26 protein-coding genes are annotated in these 21,766 nt (G+C 40.5%); 10 read left to right on the plus strand and 16 right to left on the minus strand.

All coding sequences use genetic code 11. The annotated features are described in order from the left end of the window. Positions 1–200: 200 nt before the first annotated feature. On the minus strand, positions 201–1,379 hold the full coding sequence (locus tag C9J48_RS07675; protein ID WP_006228800.1) for a winged helix-turn-helix domain-containing protein: 1,179 nt from the start codon (positions 1,377–1,379) through the stop codon (positions 201–203). Between the two features lie 457 nt (positions 1,380–1,836). On the opposite strand from C9J48_RS07675, the gene C9J48_RS07685 reads away from it, so the two are divergent. Next, positions 1,837–2,190 carry a YkgJ family cysteine cluster protein gene (locus C9J48_RS07685; protein WP_006228799.1) on the plus strand — a complete coding sequence of 118 codons (354 nt, stop codon included), beginning with the start codon at positions 1,837–1,839 and terminating at the stop codon, positions 2,188–2,190. 315 nt (positions 2,191–2,505) lie between these two features. Beyond that, entirely contained in the window at positions 2,506–2,643 is a 138-nt protein-coding gene (locus C9J48_RS27850) for a hypothetical protein (protein ID WP_165481758.1), read from the plus strand. Positions 2,644–2,902: 259 nt separating this feature from the next. On the opposite strand, the gene C9J48_RS07690 is transcribed toward C9J48_RS27850, so the two are convergent. The 10 genes from C9J48_RS07690 to C9J48_RS07735 all read right to left on the minus strand — a co-directional run bounded on the left by C9J48_RS07690 (position 2,903) and on the right by C9J48_RS07735 (position 10,934). Further along, a complete protein-coding gene (locus C9J48_RS07690) occupies positions 2,903–3,409 on the minus strand; it encodes a YgjV family protein (protein ID WP_006228797.1) in 507 nt (168 codons plus the stop codon). A 544-nt stretch (positions 3,410–3,953) separates the two neighbouring features. Then, complete coding sequence (locus C9J48_RS07695; RefSeq protein ID WP_006228796.1) at positions 3,954–4,397, minus strand: F0F1 ATP synthase subunit epsilon; 444 nt, start codon at positions 4,395–4,397, stop codon at positions 3,954–3,956. Positions 4,398–4,412: 15 nt separating this feature from the next. After that, positions 4,413–5,798: a F0F1 ATP synthase subunit beta gene (gene atpD, locus C9J48_RS07700; protein ID WP_006228795.1), complete on the minus strand. Its 1,386-nt coding sequence runs from the start codon at positions 5,796–5,798 to the stop codon at positions 4,413–4,415. 21 nt (positions 5,799–5,819) lie between these two features. Next, positions 5,820–6,695, minus strand: coding sequence for a F0F1 ATP synthase subunit gamma (gene atpG, locus C9J48_RS07705; protein WP_006228794.1), 876 nt, complete (start codon positions 6,693–6,695; stop codon positions 5,820–5,822). Between the two features lie 74 nt (positions 6,696–6,769). Continuing rightward, complete coding sequence (gene atpA / locus C9J48_RS07710; protein ID WP_006228793.1) at positions 6,770–8,311, minus strand: F0F1 ATP synthase subunit alpha; 1,542 nt, start codon at positions 8,309–8,311, stop codon at positions 6,770–6,772. 12 nt (positions 8,312–8,323) lie between these two features. Further along, complete coding sequence (locus tag C9J48_RS07715) at positions 8,324–8,872, minus strand: F0F1 ATP synthase subunit delta (protein WP_006228792.1); 549 nt, start codon at positions 8,870–8,872, stop codon at positions 8,324–8,326. Positions 8,873–8,886: 14 nt separating this feature from the next. After that, positions 8,887–9,357, minus strand: a complete 471-nt coding sequence (gene atpF / locus C9J48_RS07720; protein ID WP_006228791.1) for a F0F1 ATP synthase subunit B — start codon at positions 9,355–9,357, stop codon at positions 8,887–8,889. 84 nt (positions 9,358–9,441) lie between these two features. After that, positions 9,442–9,678: a F0F1 ATP synthase subunit C gene (gene atpE, locus C9J48_RS07725; protein ID WP_004730405.1), complete on the minus strand. Its 237-nt coding sequence runs from the start codon at positions 9,676–9,678 to the stop codon at positions 9,442–9,444. Between the two features lie 88 nt (positions 9,679–9,766). Continuing rightward, complete coding sequence (atpB, locus tag C9J48_RS07730) at positions 9,767–10,534, minus strand: F0F1 ATP synthase subunit A (RefSeq protein ID WP_006228790.1); 768 nt, start codon at positions 10,532–10,534, stop codon at positions 9,767–9,769. A 1-nt stretch (position 10,535) separates the two neighbouring features. Next, positions 10,536–10,934: a hypothetical protein gene (locus C9J48_RS07735; RefSeq protein ID WP_006228789.1), complete on the minus strand. Its 399-nt coding sequence runs from the start codon at positions 10,932–10,934 to the stop codon at positions 10,536–10,538. 526 nt (positions 10,935–11,460) lie between these two features. On the opposite strand from C9J48_RS07735, the gene C9J48_RS07740 reads away from it, so the two are divergent. After that, positions 11,461–12,285, plus strand: a complete 825-nt coding sequence (locus C9J48_RS07740) for a DUF723 domain-containing protein (RefSeq protein WP_006228788.1) — start codon at positions 11,461–11,463, stop codon at positions 12,283–12,285. 132 nt (positions 12,286–12,417) lie between these two features. On the opposite strand, the gene C9J48_RS07745 is transcribed toward C9J48_RS07740, so the two are convergent. Next, positions 12,418–13,296, minus strand: coding sequence for a DMT family transporter (locus C9J48_RS07745; RefSeq protein ID WP_006228787.1), 879 nt, complete (start codon positions 13,294–13,296; stop codon positions 12,418–12,420). 173 nt (positions 13,297–13,469) lie between these two features. Here C9J48_RS07745 and C9J48_RS07750 point away from each other — a divergent pair, with 173 nt between their 5' ends. Then, positions 13,470–13,682: a VF530 family protein gene (locus tag C9J48_RS07750; RefSeq protein WP_006228786.1), complete on the plus strand. Its 213-nt coding sequence runs from the start codon at positions 13,470–13,472 to the stop codon at positions 13,680–13,682. 79 nt (positions 13,683–13,761) lie between these two features. Here the strand turns inward: C9J48_RS07750 and C9J48_RS07755 are convergent, their stop codons facing one another. Further along, positions 13,762–14,418 (minus strand): Qnr family pentapeptide repeat protein, encoded by a 657-nt coding sequence (locus C9J48_RS07755; protein WP_006228785.1) that lies wholly within the window; start codon positions 14,416–14,418, stop codon positions 13,762–13,764. Between the two features lie 370 nt (positions 14,419–14,788). Beyond that, a complete protein-coding gene (locus tag C9J48_RS07760) occupies positions 14,789–16,045 on the minus strand; it encodes an NAD(P)/FAD-dependent oxidoreductase (RefSeq protein WP_006228784.1) in 1,257 nt (418 codons plus the stop codon). A gap of 276 nt (positions 16,046–16,321) precedes the next feature. Here C9J48_RS07760 and C9J48_RS07765 point away from each other — a divergent pair, with 276 nt between their 5' ends. Beyond that, positions 16,322–17,284 (plus strand): alpha/beta hydrolase, encoded by a 963-nt coding sequence (locus C9J48_RS07765; protein WP_006228783.1) that lies wholly within the window; start codon positions 16,322–16,324, stop codon positions 17,282–17,284. On the opposite strand, the gene C9J48_RS07770 is transcribed toward C9J48_RS07765, so the two are convergent. Together C9J48_RS07770 and C9J48_RS07775 are read right to left on the minus strand one after the other, a co-directional pair. Further along, positions 17,270–18,337: a methyltransferase gene (locus tag C9J48_RS07770; protein ID WP_006228782.1), complete on the minus strand. Its 1,068-nt coding sequence runs from the start codon at positions 18,335–18,337 to the stop codon at positions 17,270–17,272. The genes C9J48_RS07765 and C9J48_RS07770 overlap by 15 nt on opposite strands. A 148-nt stretch (positions 18,338–18,485) precedes the next feature. After that, a complete protein-coding gene (locus C9J48_RS07775) occupies positions 18,486–18,872 on the minus strand; it encodes a hypothetical protein (RefSeq protein ID WP_006228781.1) in 387 nt (128 codons plus the stop codon). Between the two features lie 159 nt (positions 18,873–19,031). Between C9J48_RS07775 and C9J48_RS07780 the strand changes: the two genes are divergently transcribed. From C9J48_RS07780 to C9J48_RS07800, 5 genes are all read left to right on the plus strand, one after another. Continuing rightward, positions 19,032–19,781: a beta-ketoacyl synthase chain length factor gene (locus C9J48_RS07780; protein WP_006228780.1), complete on the plus strand. Its 750-nt coding sequence runs from the start codon at positions 19,032–19,034 to the stop codon at positions 19,779–19,781. A gap of 4 nt (positions 19,782–19,785) precedes the next feature. Continuing rightward, complete coding sequence (locus tag C9J48_RS07785) at positions 19,786–20,574, plus strand: lysophospholipid acyltransferase family protein (RefSeq protein WP_036802487.1); 789 nt, start codon at positions 19,786–19,788, stop codon at positions 20,572–20,574. A 33-nt stretch (positions 20,575–20,607) separates the two neighbouring features. Next, positions 20,608–20,865: a phosphopantetheine-binding protein gene (locus tag C9J48_RS07790; RefSeq protein WP_006228778.1), complete on the plus strand. Its 258-nt coding sequence runs from the start codon at positions 20,608–20,610 to the stop codon at positions 20,863–20,865. Positions 20,866–20,929: 64 nt separating this feature from the next. Further along, entirely contained in the window at positions 20,930–21,187 is a 258-nt protein-coding gene (locus tag C9J48_RS07795) for an acyl carrier protein (protein WP_006228777.1), read from the plus strand. Then, the gene (locus tag C9J48_RS07800; RefSeq protein WP_006228776.1) at positions 21,187–21,750 is read left to right on the plus strand and encodes a COG4648 family protein; all 564 of its coding nucleotides are present in this window, start codon (positions 21,187–21,189) and stop codon (positions 21,748–21,750) included. Before C9J48_RS07795 ends, C9J48_RS07800 begins: the two co-directional genes overlap by 1 nt. Positions 21,751–21,766 lie beyond the last annotated feature (16 nt).

Raw genomic sequence — 21,766 nt, forward strand, 5'->3', positions numbered from 1 at the left:
TTTTTTATAACTAATACCAGCAGAGAGTAGAGTTTGTCCGCAGTATGCTTCGATAGAAAAATGCACCTTTAAAGATACTGAATTTGTGATCTTATTGGCATTTATACAAAAGACTCAAAGGGAAGAAAAGTTAGACAATACTGTAGCCATTAAACATCCCTCAGTGGGTAAGAAACTCTCATAACAAAAATAAGCAGAGATCAAATACACTTATGGGTAGATGCTTTTTGGATAGCATAATGACTACATTGATTAAACTGAGCAAATGCCTGAAGCTTTTCTTCTAAAGCAGTAAAAAATATTTCTTTTTCCTTCACTGACGATTCAATGAATAAGTGAATCACATTGAGTGTGCTAGTTTGTTTATCGACCTTACAATCCGCCCTCGTAACTAGCGTCCCATCCCACACAACCGGTAAACAAAAATAACCGAACTGACGCTTGGCGGCAGGAACATAGCATTCAAGAAGATATTTATAATTAAAAATAGATTGTGTTCGCTTTCGCTGGATAAGTAAGTTATCGAATGGAGAAAGAATGTGAACTTGTTTTTTATTTAGCCGCTTGTCGAGTAGAAGCAAGGCATCACAGCAAGCAAAATAAACAAACTCATTAATGATGACTCTTTTAATATCGCCCCTTTCAAGCAACACATTCAACGCTTGACTAGCCAATGTTTTAACATTTTTAAGTAGGTAGGTAATTTCAGCCAAATTTCCGAAACCGTGAGCTCTTAAGTAACTCAATACTAAAAATTGCCCATGCTCTTGCTCTTGCTCTTGCTCTTGCTCTGTAGGTATTGAGGCATCTACATCATTTGGTAATACTCGCTGCGTTAAATCATAGACCTTATGAAAATTTTTACGCTCAGCGATCATAAGATCCCCCTGCATAAATAAAGTTTCTAAGGCTTGTTTAGAGGGTTTACTGCCCCACCCATTCGTTTTATGACTTTTAGAGACAAAGTCTTTCGCCATTAATGGGCCTTCACTCTCTATTCGCTGAAGAACATCAGCCATCAGTTTGTGATCTTTCTTATACCAATGGCTTTGTTGACCCATTTTGAGCGCCGTCTTGCGAGGTAGGCTGAATCGATAGTCCCTCATTGGCAGGTAAGAGGCAGCATGCGACCAATACTCAAATACTTTTTTGTCTGCAACGAGCTGATCAAGGTGAGCAACTTGATATCTGGGGTTTCGACTCCAAAGTGTATGATGATGTGCGCGCTGAACGACTGATATGGTATCTATCTGCACATAACCTAAGCGCTCAAAAACGTTTAAGGTTTCTGTATACGCGCTACCTTTTAGCGACCTTGTTGAAATACATTGTGAAAGCAGCGCAAGCTTTCGTGCCTGAGGCAAAGAAAGTGTTCTCATATTACTTTCCCTCATGAGTTAGGATTGCCACTAATAACCCTTCTATTCACATTACCCATTAGTATAGAAGCCATTTGTTGAAAGAAATGAGGCTTAAAACGCAAAGCAACCAAGTGTATAGTAAACAAAGCATTTGGGATTCAATATTACTTGGAGAGAGAAAGGTCCGAAAAAAAATTCGCAGTTTCATCACTGGCTCAAAAGGACTTCTAACAAAACCGAGAATGGAAAATCACACTGGCAATTATGTTCAAGAATATAAAGTATTCATCCAAGAGTTAGGGTTATAAAAACATCACGTTGACGCGTTTTACTCCGTAGTTTTAGTATGTGGTGTGCTTGGAAAATTAGTCGTGGCGCACCTTATGCCCGGCGGTAAATTTGAAGGCATTGTCAAAACTCGAGTGAATTTGGTGTAGAATTATAGAGTCGTAAACTGCACAAAAGTTAGGTATGAATGAACAATAACCGAGAGATAATCGCGCTTCTACGTGAGCGTATCCCGTCGTTCGAGTGTGTGGAGGGGTGCCACGATTGTTGCGGACCAGTAACAACGTCTTCGGAAGAAATGTCACGCCTGCCAGTGAAAACGGACGCTGAACATGAAGCCGCATTAAATGAGTTTGATTGTGTACACCTAGGTCCTAAGGGTTGCACAGTGTACGAGGAACGACCATTGATCTGTCGATTGTTTGGCACAACACCGCGTATGCCCTGCCCAAATGGTTGTCGCCCAAAAGAGATGATTGACTTGAAAACCGAGCGTCAGATCCATCATTACATCAGGAACACACGGCAAGTGTTGGTGTAGAACAGATAAGGATATGTGTCGCGAAGCTGGCACCGATCCGAAATCTTGAACAAGTTCGAGATCTATTGGCTATACACTTTTTTGAACATAATAAAACGTATGGCAAATCGCACAATCAACGACAAATGAAGCTTATGATTTCAGCGAAAACAAAATATCGCTGAAACAAAAGGTGTCTTTCCCTTCAAGTAATCCAAACTGAGTTTTCTAACAAAAAAAATCTTACATGGCGCTGAATCTGTCTGTAACTCTTTTGTCCAAGGGGCTGCACTAGAGCTTACCGACGGCAAGCGCATCAATAGTGTGAGCCTGGGTATGATTAAACAAACTATGGATCTGATACCTGGTTTAGATACAACTGGCGCGATCGATATTGATAAGGTGGTACAGGCATACCGTGAGGTGATTATGGATAGCAAGGTGAACGGTACAGTGCTGAAGATGATGCCATAGCACTTAAAACATTCGGAGCTATCTTAGCCGCAATGCCTAAACAGTAAGCTGGGTACAGCTAAATTCACAGGAAATGAATACCATCCAGCCGCACTATTATTATTTTTTTAAAGCCTCCTAATGTTCAAGAGAATTGCATAACAATATGAATTATAATAAAAATTATCACATCTATAAATTTACATTGCTATTGCAACTCCACTTAGAATCAGCCTTTGACACGCGGCGAATTGTCAAAGGCTGAGTTCAATTGAATAGCTTAGGTTAGGAGTAATAGTTTCTTTATATGTATTCGATAGTAGCCAATAGCACTGCTTATAATAAATAGAACATCTAATAATACCGCGACTGGAGATCCAACAATGATGTCGTGAATAAGCCAAACCACGGTACCTATAACCATAAGCCAACGCATGAGCTTATCGTTACGACTAAATGAAGCCTTAGTATGAAATAGCGACCCGATACAGCTCAATACACTCGTGATACCGCTGAAGGTTAGCGCCGTGCCCAGTAGTGTGACCAAATAAAATAGCCATTTCATTCTAGGATCGGATATGAAGATTCCAGCTAAGTAACGACATGCCCCAATGACAAGCAAGCATGCAGCCGTCCATTCTTTTAACAAGGCAAAATGAGCAGCAATTAGTAACGCGGAAATAAATAAAGTCGTTAAAAGTTTATTTCGATTTTTGAACTGGAATGAGGCGATATCGAATAGCGAAGCCAATCCAGCTAAGATTTGAGAAGCGATAAAAAATGACACATGTCCTCCATTGAGGAGATATAAATGATCAGGGGTAAGATGTGAAATTCACTTGCAGATGTGCTCTATATTAACAATGTGAAATAGCATTAAGTCATGAGCAGAAAACACTAACAAGAGGCTCAGTATTAAAAGCGATCAAGCTCGCTGGCAATGTTTAATGTCATTACTATCTATTTCAACGCCTTAGATACATTGAGTGAACGAATAGGAAGACTAATTACTGGGGAGGTAAACGGCAACGGCTTGAGAGGATAGGTAAATACGATATAGGCTTGAGAACATTGGACTAGCTAAAAAGCGCATTACTTTGTTCTCCGTTTTTACTTATTTGTAAAATAATTGAGTCGTCAGTTTATACGTTCACTCTAAACAAATAAACCAATGTTACTTTTTATTACAGTTCTATCCATCTAATGGAACCAATATATAATCACTCCATCGCGATTAGATTAATTCAAGTAGCATCAAATTACAGACAAAAAAATACTCTGATATCGGTACATATCAGAGCATTCAATCGATAGTGATGTACTGGAGTTGTTTAGCGACGCCTCTGTTTTTGGGTTAATTCAACGGCACGTAACTGAGCCATTGCTTTCGCCAAATCCATCTGCGCTTGCGCAAAGTTGATATCGTGACCTTGCTTATTAATATTCTCTTCTGCTGCACGTCGTGCTTCATTCGCACGAGCTTCATCAATATCTTTACCGTGCATGGCTGTATCAGCCAATACCGTTACTAATGAAGGTTGAACCTCAACAATACCGCCTGAAATGTAGAGAATTTCGTCATCCCCTTTCAAATCAGTTTGAAAATAAGCAACGCCAGGTTTAATACGACTCAGCAAAGGAGAGTGACCAGGGCGAATACCAAGTTCACCATCAAGACCCGAAATAGCCAAAGCATGTGCTTTACCACTAAATAACGGACCTTCTGCACTCACAATGTTGAGTTGGAATGTATTCTGAGTAACGCCGATAGCCATAAATCCTCCTCAAACTTACATAGTTTTCGCTTTTTCGATAACGTCTTCGATAGAGCCACAGTACAAGAATGCTTGTTCTGGAACATCATCGTATTCGCCACTCAATAAGCCTTTAAAGCCATTCAATGTATCTTTTAGTGATACAAAAATACCCGGTTGACCCGTGAATACTTCAGCAACATGGTAAGGTTGAGTTAGGAAACGCTCGACTTTACGTGCTCGGGCTACGGTCAATTTGTCATCTTCAGACAATTCATCCATACCTAAGATCGCAATAATATCTTTCAGTTCTTTATAACGTTGCAGTACAGTTTGTACGCCACGAGCAACTTCATAGTGCTCAGTACCAACAACTAAAGGATCAAGCTGACGCGACGTTGAATCTAGTGGATCAATCGCTGGATAAAGACCTAATGCGGCAATATTTCGCGACAGTACAACTGTTGCATCAAGGTGAGCAAATGTTGTAGCTGGTGATGGATCCGTTAAGTCATCCGCAGGTACATAAACCGCCTGAATCGAGGTGATCGATCCCTTGTGCGTAGATGTAATACGTTCTTGCAGCACACCCATCTCTTCAGCCAATGTTGGCTGGTAACCTACCGCAGAGGGCATACGGCCAAGCAGGGCTGACACTTCTGTTCCTGCAAGGGTATAACGGTAGATGTTATCGATGAACAACAGTACATCACGGCCTTCATCACGGAAGCGTTCTGCGATGGTTAACCCTGTAAGTGCAACACGTAAGCGGTTACCAGGAGGCTCATTCATCTGGCCATAAACCATGGCAACTTTATCAAGTACACCGGCTTCTTTCATTTCGTAATAGAAGTCGTTACCTTCACGTGTTCGTTCACCCACACCTGTAAATACAGATAGACCTGAGTGTGCTTTCGCGATGTTGTTGATTAACTCCATCATGTTGACGGTTTTACCAACACCCGCACCACCGAACAGACCAATTTTACCGCCTTTAGCAAACGGACAAATCAAATCGATGACTTTTACACCGGTTTCTAATAGTTCAGTGCTGTTCGCTTGTTCTTCATATGATGGTGGCTCGCGGTGAATTGGGTAAGAGGTTTTCTCACCAATTTCACCACACTCATCAATTGGATGGCCTAATACGTTCATGATACGGCCGAGGGTTTCTTCCCCCACAGGCACAGTAATCGGTTCACCCGTATTCACTGCGGTTAAACCACGGCGCATACCATCTGACGAACCCATTGCGATACAACGAACGACTCCGCTACCAATTTGTTGCTGTACTTCAAGTACAAGAGAGCTGTTATCGCCATCAATGATGTTCAAAGCATCATAAACACGTGGCACACTATCTTGGTCAAATTCCACATCAACGACAGCGCCGATGACTTTGACAATTTTACCAGTACTCATTTGATATCCTCTGAATTCTGTTTAAACGGCTTGTGCACCGGCTACGATTTCACTTAACTCTTGGGTTATAGCGCTTTGGCGAGCTTTGTTATAAATCAGCTGCAAATCGTTAATAATATCGCCTGCATTATCTGTCGCCGATTTCATCGCGACCATTCGTGCTGCTTGTTCACAAGCAATACTTTCAACGGTACCTTGATACACCTGAGATTCGATGTAACGCTGCATTAAGGCGTTGAGTATGTCTTTTGGATCGGGTTCGTAGATGTAATCCCAGCGACTATTTGCATCATTGGGTTTATTGTCTTGCGACTCATCGTTATCTGGATGCGGCAATAATTGCGTTATACGTGGATTCTGTACCATCGTATTAACAAATTCGTTGTATACCAAATACAAGCGATCAATTTTACCGTCATCAAAGTGCTCAAGCATGGCTTTAACAGTACCGAGCAAATCTTCCAATTTAGGCTTATCACCCAAACCCGATGTTTGTGCAATCACGTTGCCAAAACGGTGGAAAAACGAAACTGCTTTTGAGCCGATTAACGTCAAATCTACTTCAACGTTTTTCTCTTGCCATTGACGCATATCCGTTATTGCACGCTTAAACAGGTTGGTATTTAAGCCACCACATAAGCCTCGATCTGAGGATATGATGATGTACGCCACACGTTTTGCTTCACGCTCTTCAAGATAGGGATGCTTATACTCTAATGAGCCCGATACAACATGGCTGATTACCTTGCGCATGTTTACAGCGTAAGGACGGGTTGCCGCCATGTTGTCTTGCACTTTCCGCATCTTACTTGCGGCAACCATTTCCATTGCACTGGTGATCTTTTGCGTATTTTGTACGCTCGCTATCTTGGTGCGAATTTCTTTTGCGTTTGCCATTTTTAGCTCCTATCAACATTCACGATGGGTTGATGTCAGCGAGATTTACCACGCTGTATTTACCCTGTTTCGAGTTACCACGACTGTGTCGCGGTGAATGTTTTCAGTAGCTTGTGTAGGCTTTGTTCAATATCGTCGTCGTATTGACCCGTCTGGTTGATGGTATCTAGCAACGATGAATGTTCGCTTTTCGCGTACGCCATTAATGCGGATTCAAATTCCCCAATTCTGGCTAGTGGCACATCACCTAAATAGCCTTTTTCAGCAGAGAAAATAGCGATCGCTTGCTCCGCAACAGACATTGGTGCGTACTGCTTTTGCTTCATCAACTCTGTCACTTTTTCACCGTGATCAAGTTGCTTACGTGTTGCGTCATCAAGATCTGATGAGAACTGAGCAAAAGCCGCAAGTTCACGATACTGAGCAAGTGCAGTACGAATACCACCAGACAGTTTCTTCACAATTTTCGTTTGCGCCGCACCACCTACACGAGATACCGAAATACCTGGGTCAACCGCAGGGCGTAAACCCGAGTTAAATAAATGCGTTTGTAGGAAGATCTGTCCATCAGTAATCGAGATCACATTCGTCGGTACGAAAGCTGATACATCACCCGCTTGGGTTTCGATAATTGGTAGTGCTGTTAATGACCCCGTTTTGCCTTTTACTTTACCTTTAGTAAAGCGCTCAACATACGATACGTTTACACGAGATGCACGTTCTAACAGACGAGAGTGGAGGTAGAACACATCGCCAGGGAAAGCTTCACGACCCGGTGGACGCTTAAGCAATAGTGAAATTTGACGGTAAGCAACCGCTTGTTTAGACAGGTCATCATAAACAATCAATGCATCTTCACCACGGTCACGGAAGTATTCACCCATGGTACAACCAGAATAAGGCGCTAGGTATTGAAGTGCTGCCGCATCAGATGCTGTTGCTACAACAACAATCGTATTTTTTAACGCGTCATGCTCTTCCAGCTTACGTACTACGTTAGCAATGGTTGATGCTTTCTGACCAATCGCCACGTAAACACATTTAATACCAGAATCTTTCTGGTTAATAATGGCGTCGATCGCCATCGCCGTTTTACCCGTTTGACGGTCACCGATAATCAGCTCACGTTGTCCACGACCAATTGGCACCATCGAATCGACCGCTTTATAACCCGTTTGGATAGGCTGATCGACTGATTGACGTTCAATAACACCAGGGGCGATAATTTCGACAGGTGAATAACCATCGTTTTCAATTGCGCCTTTACCATCAATCGCTTGACCAAGCGTATTAACAACACGGCCCAGTAAACCACGACCAACTGGTACTTCAAGAATACGTCCAGTCCCTTTTACTTTAAGACCTTCAGCAAGATCCGAATACGGACCCATTACCACAGCACCTACGGAATGGCGCTCTAGGTTAAGCGCCAATGCGTAGCGATTACCTGGTAGTTCAATCATCTCGCCTTGCATAACATCAGCAAGACCATTAATACTAATAATACCGTCACTTACTGAGACGATAGTACCTTCGTTACGAGCTTGGCTCGTCACATTAAAGGTTGCGATACGTTGTCTAATTAGATCGCTGATTTCATTTGAATTTAATTGCATATCTATTACCCGTTACGCTTGTAGACTACTTGCTAGTCGGTTCATCGAGCTCTTGAGAGTGCCATCAATAACCAGTTCTCCAGCTTTGATAAGCATGCCGCCAACTAGCGATTCATCTATCTGACAATCCAACTCAACACTGCGAGAAAGACGCTTTTCCAATGCTTTAACCAAATTAACTTTTTGTTCTTCCGTTAATGGTTCAACAGATAACACTGTCGCTTCTATAGTGCGTTCAAAGTCCGCTTTCATTTCCATGAAAAGATTTAGAACGTCAGGAAGAACAATTAATCGGCTATTTTCTGCCATCACTCGAACAAAGTTCTGACCATGTTCATCAAGTAAGCCTTCACAGATATCTAAAAACATCAGCGTAAAAGCCTCGGCGTTTTTCGCGCCTTTGAAATCAATTTCTTTGATTTCCTGAAGAATCACGGGCTGGTGAGCAACATCTGCTGCGGCCATTAACATGTATGCCCACTGGTCGAGCGACTTATTGGCTAAAGCAAAATCAAACGCGGCTTTGGCATAAGGTTGAGCTATCGTTTTTAGATCTGACATGGTGATCTCCCCGATTACATTTCCGTAATTAGCTTATTAACAAATTCACGGTTTGCAGCATTATCAAGGTTGCGTTTAATCAATTTTTCCGCGCTTTCGATAACCAAATCTGACATTTCTTGACGAAGTTCTTGCCTTAGGCGATTACGCTCACTTTCGAGCTCTGATTGACCCTGAGCAATGATTCGAGCTTTCTCGGTATCACCTTCTAGCTTGGCATCTTCAATAATTTGGCTACGGCGTTTATTGCCTTGTTCAACCAAATCACTTGCACTTTGTTTCGCTTCAACCATTAGTTGATCACCGTTGGCTTTTGCTAGTTCAAGTTCTTTTGCCGCTAGATCCATCTGGCTAAGCCCTTCGGCTATTTCACGCTGACGTTCATCAATCAATGCGGTCAATGGTGGCCATACGTATTTCATACATAACCATACAAAAATCACGAAGGATATTGCTTGGCCAAGCATGGTTGCATTTAAGTTCATACATCCTCACTCTTTAATTAATGCTTGGTAGCAACAGCGCTAAACATCAAGTACTTCGCGCTGTATCACCGCAGTAGTCATTTATTAAGCAACAGCGAAAATGATATATAGACCAATACCAACACCGATCATTGGAACCGCATCGACAAGGCCCATCATGATGAAGAACTGAGTTCGAAGCATTGGAGTAAGATCCGGTTGACGCGCTACACCTTCAAGGTATTTACCCGCCAAGTTACCAATACCACTTGCAGCACCTGCCGCACCTAAACCAATTAATAGTGCGCCAGCAACGTAAAGAACTGCACTTACGATATCCATGAATGACTCCAAATTTGTTATAAATTAAATTAACGATAAATAAGATAAATAGTGGCTAGAGATTGTTAATAGCTAAGACGCTAAATAACTAGTGCTCTTCTGTTGCCATAGCTAAGTAAACAATGGTTAGTACCATGAAGATGAAAGCTTGTAAGAACACAATCAGTATGTGGAACAAGGCCCAAGGTACACTCAATGCCCACTGCATCCACCAAGGCATTAATGCAATCAAGATGAATATCATTTCACCTGCGTACATGTTGCCGAATAATCGTAAGCCGAGTGAAATTGGCTTTGAAATTAATGTAATTAATTCCAAAATGAAGTTCACTGGGTATAACAATGGATGTTCAAATGGCTGTGTTGTTAGCTCTTTAATAAACCCGACTATACCTTTGTTTTTCAAGGTATAACCAATAATTAATATAAAGACACCTAACGCCATTGATATAGGAACATTCACATCAGCTGATGGTAAATCTCTGAAATGCTCGACACCAAATAATCGGGTTAATGCAGGAACAAAATCGATAGGTAATAAATCGATACTGTTCATCAAAAAGACCCAGACAAAAATAGTAAGAGCTAATGGACCAATGAGCTTATCTTCAGTTTTAAATATTTCTTTAACTAGGTTATTTACAAAATCAAAAGTTATTTCAATGAAACATTGCAGGCGACCAGGAACACCTTTAGTCCCTCGGGTTGCAACATATCTAAATACACCAATGAAAAGTAAACCTACCATCCAAACCATGATCATGGAGTCAATATTAATACTCCAAAAACCTTTTCCTAATGTAAGGAAGGTTAGATGGTGCTCAATATATTCGTGAGCGGAACTGACATTATCCACCTTACGTCATCCTAAATTGAGGTTTATTAAGTATCGGGGTTAAAAAGCATCCTAAAAATGTCATGCCATAAGCAGATAACATTATTACATTACTCAATGCCATGAACCGGAAGGCTAAAATGAACATAACAACGGTGTACACAAGCTTGACCGTTCTAGTAACCCTAATTAACTCACTGATACTGCTATCTTTCTTTAGTTTCACTTTAAACGTTGCTGTTATCATTCCCATCATCGATGGAATAACAGCGATAGCCATACCTATTAACGCTGATTCGATACCTAATAGATCAGAATACATTACGACATAGGGCAAATAAATTGCACCACATATAATTTGACTAATTAATATCTGTTTTGCAGCTAATAATATATCACTACGACTGGAAGGAACTTCCATAGATTATCCCTCTTACATTAAACAGTATTTATATTCACCTACTCCTTAAACAATACTTACCCAATAAAAATAACGTCCACCCTTTATCACCATTACAATATATGTAATTACTTAAAATACTAATGGCACATTTTAATTAAAAGGAAAACTCCTTTAAATAAGCATCCAACCTTTTACTTAATTACAAAAACTGCAATGTGGGTTACCTACACTTATAAAAAGTTTGGAATCATTAATATTGACGTGATCTTCATTAAAAACTTGATGGTTGAAATTTACATCATACAAACTGTGACCGCTATCATAAAAAATGCAACAATGATTTTCATTTTTGAGTGTTGCTTGTTTTTCAATAAAAGAGAAACATATAAAACAAGAGCATACGGTTATTAAGAACTTACTTCTATTCACAATAATATTTATTAATAAATATATTTACACACCCTTACGAGTAAATAATTGCCACTTCAGAAGTACTTAATGAAACAGTATTCGTTAAAGTGATAACCATGGGCGGTTCAATTAAATGAAAAAAACAACCGAAATATTTATTCAAGAAGCGCATCATGTTCATAGCCAACGATACCACTATGAAAATTTCATTTACCTGAATGCGAAAACAAAAAGCCTCATAACCTGTACACTACATGGTGATTTCGAACAACGCCCTGATGCACACCTTGCAGGCAGAGGTTGCCCTAAATGTGCTGGCAAAGAAAAGAAAACAAAAGAGCAATTTGTTTTATCAGCCCAAAAGTTGCATGGTAAAAAATATAATTATAGCCAGTTTGAATACTTAGGCGCACTGACTAAAGGGCTAATATCGTGCCCTGTGCATGGTGATTTTGAACAGCGACCGAATGCTCACCTTTCAGGTAAAGGGTGTCCTAAATGTTCGAAATCATACCCAAAAAACCGCGAAGTGATCGTAAATGAAGCGATAAAGGTACATGCGGGTAAATACGATTATTCGAAATTTATTTATACCGGCGCGCTTTCTAAAGCCATTATTACCTGCCCCGAACATGGGGATTTTGAGCAACGCCCCGATGCCCATTTACGTGGTGTGGGTTGTCCGCTTTGCGCCAAAAAAGGCAAAAAAAAAACCAATGAACAGTTTACGCAGCAGGCTCAATGTATTCACGGCGAACGCTATGATTACAGCTTATTTGGCTATGTAAACGTACGGACAAAGGGCACCATTATTTGTTCACTACATGGTGAATTTGAGCAGCTTCCATCGAATCATCTTGCGGGTAATGGCTGCCCTCGATGTGCTGCATTAAGTAAGAAAAACCAGCAAATATCACCTAAAAAAGAGCCAGTAAAACAACAATATTTGATGTGTTAAAATCAATTACCACGAACAAAAACAGTCCCCTATTTCCATTTTAATGAAAATAGGGGGCTATTTTAGTTTAGCACTTGTATACCCAGCTAATTCAAGGCACTAAACTTAGAGTGACTTCAGCGTGAAAGCTGATTATTTAAATAGCTTTCCTGTAATGGTATACCAACCTCGATAAAGCAGTAACGCAAAAAGGATTAATGAACACCCTATTACCTTTTCTACTGGCATCTTCTCGCCGTACCACATAATACTCAAAAACACCGTCCAGACCGGCTCTAAAACCATAATAATGGCGGCATTAGCCACACTCGTGTGTTTCTGTCCTGCTGTTTGTAGTACATAGCGAATGCTTGTTGCTATCAAGACGCTAGAAGCAAACCAACCCCAAATTGCTATATCGACCGTTTGTGGCCATTGTTCAAACATGAGTGAAGCAATAAGCCCCATTAGACCGGTTACAAATAATTGAACACATGTCAGTAATAGCGTGGGAATACGCTGCGCATATCGACTATTAAAATTAAACTGCAATGCCAATAATGCTGCTGCCAATAAAAACCACACTTGGCTCACTGATTGATGCCAACCACCGCCAGATAACGATAATAAAACCAGACCAATAATGGCAAAGGGCAACGAAATCCAAAAAGGACGACTTGGCTTTTGTTTAAATAGCGGCCATGCCACTAACGGAACCAATAGCATAGAAAGGCTCATAATAAATGCCCCCTCGCCAAGAGTATCACTGACCGAAATCGCATAGATCCAAGTCAGTAATGCCGCCCCCAACAACATACCGACCAATGACGATTGCGCAATATCTTTCAGGCTCACTTGCTTAAATAAACGATAACAAAAAGGAAGTATAAGCAGTGAGGCCAGTACAAACCGTAAACCAATAAACCCAAAAGGCGGGAGCCCTTGAATGGTTTGCTTAGAGAAAATCCAACCCGCCGAAGCCAGTAATGTTGCACAAACTATCAATAAGTCTGCGCGTCTGTGCTGTGTCATAACATACCTAAATAACAAAAAAGAGGATAAAAGAATGGTTGGATGGGAATGCCATTCCTACACATGTTTCCCTTGAATTAAACACACTGAGGCCACTCTGAATCCTGCACCTTGAGGTGACTTGGGTATATAAACTGATATACTTGCGTTAGATTCTTTCATTGGCAATAAACATGACTCAAACAAACAACCCTCTTCACGGCATCACTCTCGAAAAGCTATTAACTGAACTTGTCGAGCATTATGGTTGGGAAGAACTAGGCTATCGCATCAACATTCGCTGCTTTAACCAAGATCCAAGCATCAAATCTAGCCTAAAGTTTTTACGTAAAACGGAATGGGCAAGAACAAAGGTTGAAGAACTATACATACGCACGAAAAAATAAACATCGTTCGTAGCTAGGGCGAGTATGCTTTCCAAAGAGCCCTCTTTGAATGATACTCGCATCTTAGAATAAACGACTATCAACCCGGTAGTACAACAACCCCTAAAGGTTCAAGTAATTGCTCTTGCTGCCAATCACAAATAGTCACCTTTGCAACACTCACTCGACGAATATCAAGCCCGGTAAGATCAACATGACACAAGTTACATTCCGTCATATCAAATTGTCCCCACGCTTCTGGCGAAAACTCACCACGACTTAAATCAGAACCTTTGAATGTAGCACCTAATAGGTTGGCACCATTCCATTTATTTTCGAATAACTCACACTTTTCTAAGCGTTGATTTTCAAAATTAGCATACGATAAATTACAACGAGAAATATAAGCAGAGCAAAAGAAGGTATTATGGGTGATGTAATTCGCAAAGCTGGCCAACACAAAATCAGCCCCTTTTAACTGGCTATCTCTTAATTCAATACCAAAGCACTGAGCACCTCGAAATTGCGCCATGCTCAAATCACAATGTTTAAAGCTAGCATCTTTTAATTTTGTATACTCAAACTGACAACCATCCACGTCGCCGCGCTCAATGAATTGGCATTCAATAAACGCGGCATCAGATAAATTTGCACGGTTAAAATTACAACGATAAAACTGACAATTTTCAAAACGAGCATCTTGAAGATCTTGCTCACTAAAATCGTGTTCAGTAAATGTTTTATTCGTAATATGCATGAATTGCCTTTTGCTTAAATGAGTAATGCCATACTTAACAAGTAGATGGTCAAATATTTGTGCAAGAAAAATAGTGAATAACAAAACAATAATTTGAAGTAACTAGGATCTGTTTACAAAATGTCTAACGTTGTTAGGCAATTAAAACCCGCAAGGATGATCTGATACTTGTCCATATGTCCATACCCAATATACCTCACTAACATACGTAGTGGACCGCAAAAATGCAATGTTCCCATCGTTCAATGCAATGAGAAGTAATTGTGTTAACTCATTTATTTAATAGCAAAAAAATACGACTATTTGATAAATACAGCCGTATTAATGATATAACTAAGTTACCTCAAGATGCTCGTTTCAGATAGAGTTGTTAGCTTTTCGTATCTCTACAAATTTCAGCAATCATACGCAACCGACGTTCAGGCTGGGCAACAAATGGATTGTCCGTATCCCATGCGTACCCTGCCAAAATAGAACAAATCATCTGTTTGATTTTATGGTCGGGATTTTCATGAAAAATCACATCTTGCAGCTCACCAGAATACCAACCTTCAACATAGGCTCTAAAAGTATTCACCCCTTTCATTAACGCATCAGCATAGTCTTTCTGCCAATCAACCAATTCACCATCGAATTGCCTAACCAATAAATCAGTCGCAATTTCAGATGACTTCATCGCAATTGTGACACCAGAAGAAAACACAGGATCCAAGAATTCTCCCGCATTACCTAAAAGCGCAAATTTATCGCTGCATAGCGTTTTTACATTCGCGGAATAACCGCCAATTTCACCTGCAGGGTTGGGGAACTCTGCCTTGGCTAGTAATTGTCGTAATCTGGGCTCTTCGCTCGCAAGTTGCTTAAGTGCCGCTACATCATCTTCTGGATAATCAGCAAAAAATGCAGGCTCTGCGACGATACCCAACGAACACGTTCCATTACTAAATGGAATTAGCCAATACCAAACATCCGGATTAGCAGGATGAACCGATATTAAAATTTTATTGCGATCGTAATCGAGGCTTTCTAGTGCTGATGTATCGATATTGTCGACTATATGCGTAAATAGCGCTCTTCGTGTTGGTAAACATGATGGTTCTTCTAATGCTAATAAACGTGGAAGCACCCGCCCAAAACCACTCGCATCCAATACGAAATCGGCCTCTAATTCATAACTCTTATCGTGTTCATCATTTACGGTTAGTACTGAGTACTTACCCGCAAGATCAATATTCATTAATGTGTGTTGATAACGAATTTCAACACCTTGCTCAACCGCTTCGTCGGCAAGCACTTTATCAAAATTTGCCCGCTGTACTTGAAATGTAGTGCCAGCACCTTCGGTAAATTTGTCCGTAAAATTAAAACAGGTATATTTGCCATCACGATGAAAAGCCGCACCATCTTTAAATTGAAAATTGGCACGTTCTACCGCTGATAACATATTCGCTTTTTCTATCACTTCCATACAGGCAGGTAGCAGGCTTTCACCAATAGAAAAACGTGGGAAAAGGCTTTTTTCAAGCACCACCACATCAATCCCTTTTTGGTGAAGTAATGCTGCGGCAACCGAGCCAGAAGGGCCTGCACCAATAATTGCAACTTGCGTACGCTGTTTTGAACTCAAACGGTAAATCCTCAAAAAAGGCAGTGAGCATTAATTAATGGTCGTTAAGTTATAACGCCCTAATTTTCTTTTGCTCATAAATTATTGTCATTTCTATTATGAGAATTATACCAAACTATCTGCATTCTCTTCATGATGAATCCCCTCCGGTACTAACATTTAATGAATGCAAGCTCTTTTGAATCATCACTCAAGATCATAAAAATAATGAGATGAGATTGATATGATCCATTTTCTACTTTCTTCCGTACAAATAACACAATCGGGGAGGTGGTAATGAAAAATATTATTGGTTTGATAGTTATCTTATTTTTTACTCAAGGGTGTGCAAACACTGCCTTTTTCGCGCCATCTAAAGCACAAACTCTTAATCCAGATATTCGCTGGATAGAGTCAGAGTCTGGTAATCGTATTGCACATTTATGGATACCAGCAAAAGAGGATATTCAGCATCGAGGTTTTGTTGTGCACTTCCATGGCAATAGCGGACACATGGAGCAAACCCAAGAAAAAGTCGATTGGCTCGCGAAACATGGATACGATGTGATGGTGTTTGATTATTCCGGCTTTGGTCATTCAACAGGTAGTGTTGGCGATAGATCTGCCTATTTAGACGCGATAAGTATCTTGAAACACATAGAAAAATTACAAACACATATTCAACAACCGACCTTCACAGTTGCTACGTCTACTGGCGGAAATATTTTTTTGCGGGCACTGGCCGATAATCCAATAAACCTTGATGGCATCATTATTGATTCATCGTTTACAAGTTATGTTGATGAAGCCAAGTTTGTATTAGATAAAGGCATGTTTGGCGAATGGTATTCATGGATTGCACATTTTATAATGCGTGACAATTACGCGGCTAAAGAGTTTGTGGCTACCTTACCTGAAATGCAATCATTAGTTATTCACTGTGAATCAGACAATATTGTACCCATAGCGTCAGGCGAAGAAATTTATCAACAGCTGCCTGGAAATAAAAATTTCTGGCGATTAGATACTTGTAATCACGCTCAAGCAATGACGAATGCCTTCCCTGATAATCAAAAGCGCATAGTGAATTGGTTAGAACAAGCTGCTCCATTAGTTGAAGCAGCAGATTCAACAGCGATGCCATACCAAGTCGCGAATACTAATTCGCCGGCATTTACTGAGAAAGAACTGACTAATAAAAGATCTTCCAACAGCAATAATATGAAAGATCAGCAGCCCCTAGGTTTAGCCCGCTTTTAATTCTAATAAAGTATGACCAAGGCCAATATCGTCGGTACGTGTCGCGACCACAAAGCCCGCCTCTTTAACAATTTCTAGAAAATCATCACTTCGATAGAAACGGCTGTTGCCATTCGCAAGGCATGTAAAATACAACGAGGTGGCATTTAAACTGTATGCAGCGGCATCATAGCGTTGCGAATCCCAGAATAGCTCAAGAATATAGACAGTCGCATCGTCAGACATTGCAGCACGTACACGACGTAGAATACTGAGGATTTCCATTGGCGAGAAACAGTCCAAAAATTGGCTCATCCACCACACATCAGCGCCCGTTGGAAGTGAATTAGAAGCATCCAACATGTTAGTTGGGTAGCCTTTTATGCGTTCAGAAAAACCATTTTCATCCGCATTTTTTAATGCCATTTCAATCTGCTGAGGCAAATCAATGATGGTCACTTCAACATCAGGATTATGATTACAGCATTGCAATGCCCACTTTCCCGTATTGCCGCCAATATCAAATAATCGCTTGGGTTTACCCTCAAATACACGATCGAGTAACACAGGGAAAGAACGATCTGAATAAAAGTGATCGAAATTAAACCAGCTTTCTTTCGCTTTTTCTGGCAACTGAGATAAACCTTCGTAGATCGTTGTCCAATCACCCAGCTCTTTCAAACCCGCAGGCGTGCCTTCTTCTATCGCTTCGGTCAAATGCATCATTGCGGCGTAACAAACATCCGCAGTGAAATCCATATTGGCACGAGTCATCCCATCATTCGCTAAGAAATAGCCTAGATTCGCCAAAACATAATTAGGTTTATCCCACGTAACAATATGCGCACTCAATGCCATATCAAGTAAGACTTTTACACCATATTCACTTACATTGGTTCTTGTAGCGATATCTACCGCATTGAGCCCTTGCTTACCCGCTTGATCTAATGCATTTAGAATACCTAAATCACGTAGTGTTCTTGCAGTATGAAAAACGATAGGAGCAAAAGCCAACTTTTGAGCTTCTGTTTTTGCATCAAGTGCATTAAATGGGTCGTTTTGATATAAAGTCACAGACAAATCCAATATGAAAGCGAAAGATAAAGTGCGTAGTTTGAGTAAATTATCATAATAAGGTGTTGTTCAAGGACAAAAATATGACGAATTTCTGAACTCCACAATCAACACGCTATATCATAACCCATCAAATAAATATGCTGTATTACAGAGCTAGCATAGCCAGCTTTCTCTTAATATCGACATCAAGGTTATTGACCCAACGATTATAGTTACGGTGTATTTTACCGTCGCTATACTTGAGGTTTTCTGAACTAACATAGTTAATTGAGTAGGTTTTATTATTGTATTCAACATCAATAACTGCATCATGAGATCGCGTAGAGTATTCGCCACGAATAGTTCCAGGTTTAGTTTCAGTCATTATCCAACCGCGGTTCATACCAGACTCTATAATTGCTTGTTTTACTTGCGAAATTTGAAGGTTATAAGCAACTGGAGTATTCTCTACATTATGGATTGGTTGTACACGACTACAACCTGAAACAGCCAATAATATTACAGCAATGGTCAGACCTTTAAATAGTTTCATTGTTTCTCCTTTTTTAATAGTTAAGGGCTTTTATGGGTGTTTTTTGTATTGTTAACAGATAAGCAAGTACAAGAATTCATTCGCGAAACATACACTTCATGGTGAATTCATTAACATTACTGATAGAACTAACAAGCCAACGAGTATACAATACCAAAAATGAACAGTGTACATTTCAATGTAATTAATTTTATCGCGCTATCGCCAAGTTTATTGGACCATAATGCGTGGCAAGAGTGGGCTAGCAATCAAAAGCTGTGGCCTGAGCCACTTACGCCTGTACCTCACCATTTAATACCGCCGATGATGCGTCGCCGAATGAGCGCATTAAGTAAACTGGCAATGCAAACAGCACTTGAATTAACGGAAGGTCATAACGTTGACTATATCGTTTTTGCCAGCCGCCATGGCGAACTCACAAGAACAGTCAAGTTAATGCAGGATATCTTAGCTGGCGAAGATGCTTCACCCATTGCATTCTCTCAGTCAGTACATAATACGGCTGCAGGTTTATACACAATAGCAACAAAACAGGCAATTCCGGTTACTTCGATCGGTGCTTGCGAGAATACACTTCATGCCGCTTTAATTGAAAGCGCAGCTTACTTAAGCGATAACCCTGATCATAAAGTATTGGTGGTTGATTTCGATGAGCCTCTTCCTGAACCTTATCAAAAATTTGATTCCACAGAGCTAAATACGTCTGCATACCACGGTTATGCCTTGGGTATGATTCTTTCGAGTGGAGATGGTTATCAGTTAGCCTGGGAAGCAGGGCTCAAAAATAAAAACGTACAAGAGTCAAAACAGCAGTACCCACAAACACTGAATGTAATCGCTAATTTACTTAGCGATAAACAAGAATGGACGATTACAGCGCCTCGTACGCTATGGCATTGGAAACGCTAAAACGATGGAATCTCGACCTCTTACAGTCAAACAAAGAGTCAATAAAGTGTGGCGAGTATTGGCTACTGGTTTGTGCTTTTCTATTTTTGGCTTAGGGGCGCTTTGCCTTACCTTCATCGCTTTTCCAATCATGACAATATCGGCTAAAAATCAGCACCAACGTGAAATGCGTGTACAGTCGATTATTCAGCAATCCTTTGCTTTTTTCTGTCGAACAATGCGATCTTTCGGTGCTATCGATTACACATTTATAGGTGTAGAAACACTGCAGCAAGATCGTAATTGCTTAATTGTGGCCAACCACCCAAGTCTGATCGATTACGTTCTTATTGCCTCATGTTTACCGCAATGCGATTGTTTAGTTAAAGCCAGTCTTTGGCAGAACCCGTTTATCAAAGGCATTGTAAAAGCGGCGGGATATATACCCAATCGAGATCCTGAAAGCTTAATTGAAGACTGCAATCAACGCTTAGAAAGTGGAAATGTATTGCTCGTATTTCCGGAAGGTACGCGTACGACACCAAACAAAACATCTAAACTTCAACGCGGGGCTGCACAAATTGCAGTCAGAACAGAAGCTGACTTACGCGTCATCCATATCACGGTTACGCCCAGTTTTTTGACAAAAGAGAAGAAATGGTACCAGGTACCGGATACTAAACCCTTTTTTCGCGTGGAAGTGAAAGGTAAGATAGCCGTTACACCTTTTATCTGTAAGGCTGATTCAGCAACATCGGCAGCAAGACATGTTAACCGCCATCTTGCTACGGTGCTTTTTCCACCTTCAGACTAACAATAAGCACTCAAATAGAATAAGTAGGCCCCAGTGGAACAATTACAGACCGAATTAAAAGAACTCATCATTGAAGCGCTTAACCTTGAAGATATCACGGTGGATGATATTGAAACGGATGCACCTCTTTTTGGTGACGGTTTAGGGCTCGATTCAATTGATGCATTAGAACTTGGCTTAGCCATTAAGAAAAAATACAACATTGTTATTGATGCAGACGATACCAATACACGCGATCACTTTGCATCTGTTGCTAACCTTGCAGTTTATATTTCAAAGAACAAAGCGTAACTAAACATTATATCTAGCCATAAGTAATGCCAACATTTGTGGGCACAGAAAAAGCGTATACATTATGACAGAAGTAAACCGTAACGAAGTTTTCAACCAAGTACGTGATGCATTGGTTGAACTATTTGAGATTGATGTTGATGACATCAAACCTGAAGCACAACTTTATCAAGAGCTTGATTTAGACAGCATTGACGCCGTTGACCTTGTTGTTCACCTACAAAATTTAACGGGTAAGAAAATTAAACCTGACGAATTTAAAGCAGTTCGCACCGTTGATGACATTGTAGATGCTGTCGTTGAACTACTAAAGGCTGAATAATGCGCTGGCTGACAATACTGTCAGCAATTGCACTGTTAGCTTATCCATTAGCCGTATACTACGGGCTTAGTCGTTGGGGGCTCGGTGCCGTTGCTGGATTGCTAGTGGTGCTATTTTTGCTGCGGATCATTGCTGGTAATCAAACTCGCTTACCCGAACTAAAATACATTGCTTGGCTTAGTGGTGGCGCTGGTATCGTGCTGGCTTTACTTGGCAGCCTGTTTAAGCAGGAAGGATGGTTTACCTTCTATCCCGTTATCGTTAATACCTTAATGCTAGGTTTGTTCAGTGCCAGTTTATGGCAAAAGCAAACACTGATTGAACGCTTTGCGCGCTTACAAGAACCTGAATTACCAGCTAGTGGTATTCGTTATACCCGTACTGTAACCAAAGTTTGGTGTGTTTTTTTTATCATCAACGGTTCAATTGCATTAACAACATGCTTTATGACGTTAGAAGTCTGGACCCTGTACAACGGACTCATCAGCTACTTATTTGCCGGTAGTTTATTTATTGGTGAATGGTTTGTTCGTCAATGGGTTAAAAGAAAGCAGGAACAATAAAGCACCATGAAAGAAA

Source organism: Photobacterium profundum (genome assembly GCF_003026285.1).
Classification (GTDB): domain Bacteria; phylum Pseudomonadota; class Gammaproteobacteria; order Enterobacterales; family Vibrionaceae; genus Photobacterium; species Photobacterium profundum.

Excerpts from the sequence above, each read along its gene's own strand:
- C9J48_RS07800 (WP_006228776.1), top strand. The coding sequence starts at position 21,187 with ATGCGCTGGCTGACAATACTGTCAGCAATTGCACTGTTAGCTTATCCA.
- C9J48_RS07755 (WP_006228785.1), bottom strand. The coding sequence starts at position 14,418 with ATGCATATTACGAATAAAACATTTACTGAACACGATTTTAGTGAGCAA.
- C9J48_RS07765 (WP_006228783.1), top strand. The coding sequence starts at position 16,322 with ATGAAAAATATTATTGGTTTGATAGTTATCTTATTTTTTACTCAAGGG.
- C9J48_RS07775 (WP_006228781.1), bottom strand. The coding sequence starts at position 18,872 with ATGAAACTATTTAAAGGTCTGACCATTGCTGTAATATTATTGGCTGTT.
- C9J48_RS07675 (WP_006228800.1), bottom strand. The coding sequence starts at position 1,379 with ATGAGAACACTTTCTTTGCCTCAGGCACGAAAGCTTGCGCTGCTTTCA.
- C9J48_RS07695 (WP_006228796.1), bottom strand. The coding sequence starts at position 4,397 with ATGGCTATCGGCGTTACTCAGAATACATTCCAACTCAACATTGTGAGT.
- C9J48_RS07750 (WP_006228786.1), top strand. The coding sequence starts at position 13,470 with ATGACTCAAACAAACAACCCTCTTCACGGCATCACTCTCGAAAAGCTA.
- C9J48_RS07740 (WP_006228788.1), top strand. The coding sequence starts at position 11,461 with ATGAAAAAAACAACCGAAATATTTATTCAAGAAGCGCATCATGTTCAT.
- atpE (WP_004730405.1), bottom strand. The coding sequence starts at position 9,678 with ATGGATATCGTAAGTGCAGTTCTTTACGTTGCTGGCGCACTATTAATT.
- atpG (WP_006228794.1), bottom strand. The coding sequence starts at position 6,695 with ATGGCAAACGCAAAAGAAATTCGCACCAAGATAGCGAGCGTACAAAAT.
- C9J48_RS07785 (WP_036802487.1), top strand. The coding sequence starts at position 19,786 with ATGGAATCTCGACCTCTTACAGTCAAACAAAGAGTCAATAAAGTGTGG.
- C9J48_RS07780 (WP_006228780.1), top strand. The coding sequence starts at position 19,032 with ATGAACAGTGTACATTTCAATGTAATTAATTTTATCGCGCTATCGCCA.
- C9J48_RS27850 (WP_165481758.1), top strand. The coding sequence starts at position 2,506 with ATGATTAAACAAACTATGGATCTGATACCTGGTTTAGATACAACTGGC.
- C9J48_RS07745 (WP_006228787.1), bottom strand. The coding sequence starts at position 13,296 with ATGACACAGCACAGACGCGCAGACTTATTGATAGTTTGTGCAACATTA.
- C9J48_RS07685 (WP_006228799.1), top strand. The coding sequence starts at position 1,837 with ATGAACAATAACCGAGAGATAATCGCGCTTCTACGTGAGCGTATCCCG.
- atpF (WP_006228791.1), bottom strand. The coding sequence starts at position 9,357 with ATGAACTTAAATGCAACCATGCTTGGCCAAGCAATATCCTTCGTGATT.
- C9J48_RS07795 (WP_006228777.1), top strand. The coding sequence starts at position 20,930 with ATGACAGAAGTAAACCGTAACGAAGTTTTCAACCAAGTACGTGATGCA.
- atpD (WP_006228795.1), bottom strand. The coding sequence starts at position 5,798 with ATGAGTACTGGTAAAATTGTCAAAGTCATCGGCGCTGTCGTTGATGTG.
- C9J48_RS07715 (WP_006228792.1), bottom strand. The coding sequence starts at position 8,872 with ATGTCAGATCTAAAAACGATAGCTCAACCTTATGCCAAAGCCGCGTTT.
- C9J48_RS07735 (WP_006228789.1), bottom strand. The coding sequence starts at position 10,934 with ATGGAAGTTCCTTCCAGTCGTAGTGATATATTATTAGCTGCAAAACAG.
- atpA (WP_006228793.1), bottom strand. The coding sequence starts at position 8,311 with ATGCAATTAAATTCAAATGAAATCAGCGATCTAATTAGACAACGTATC.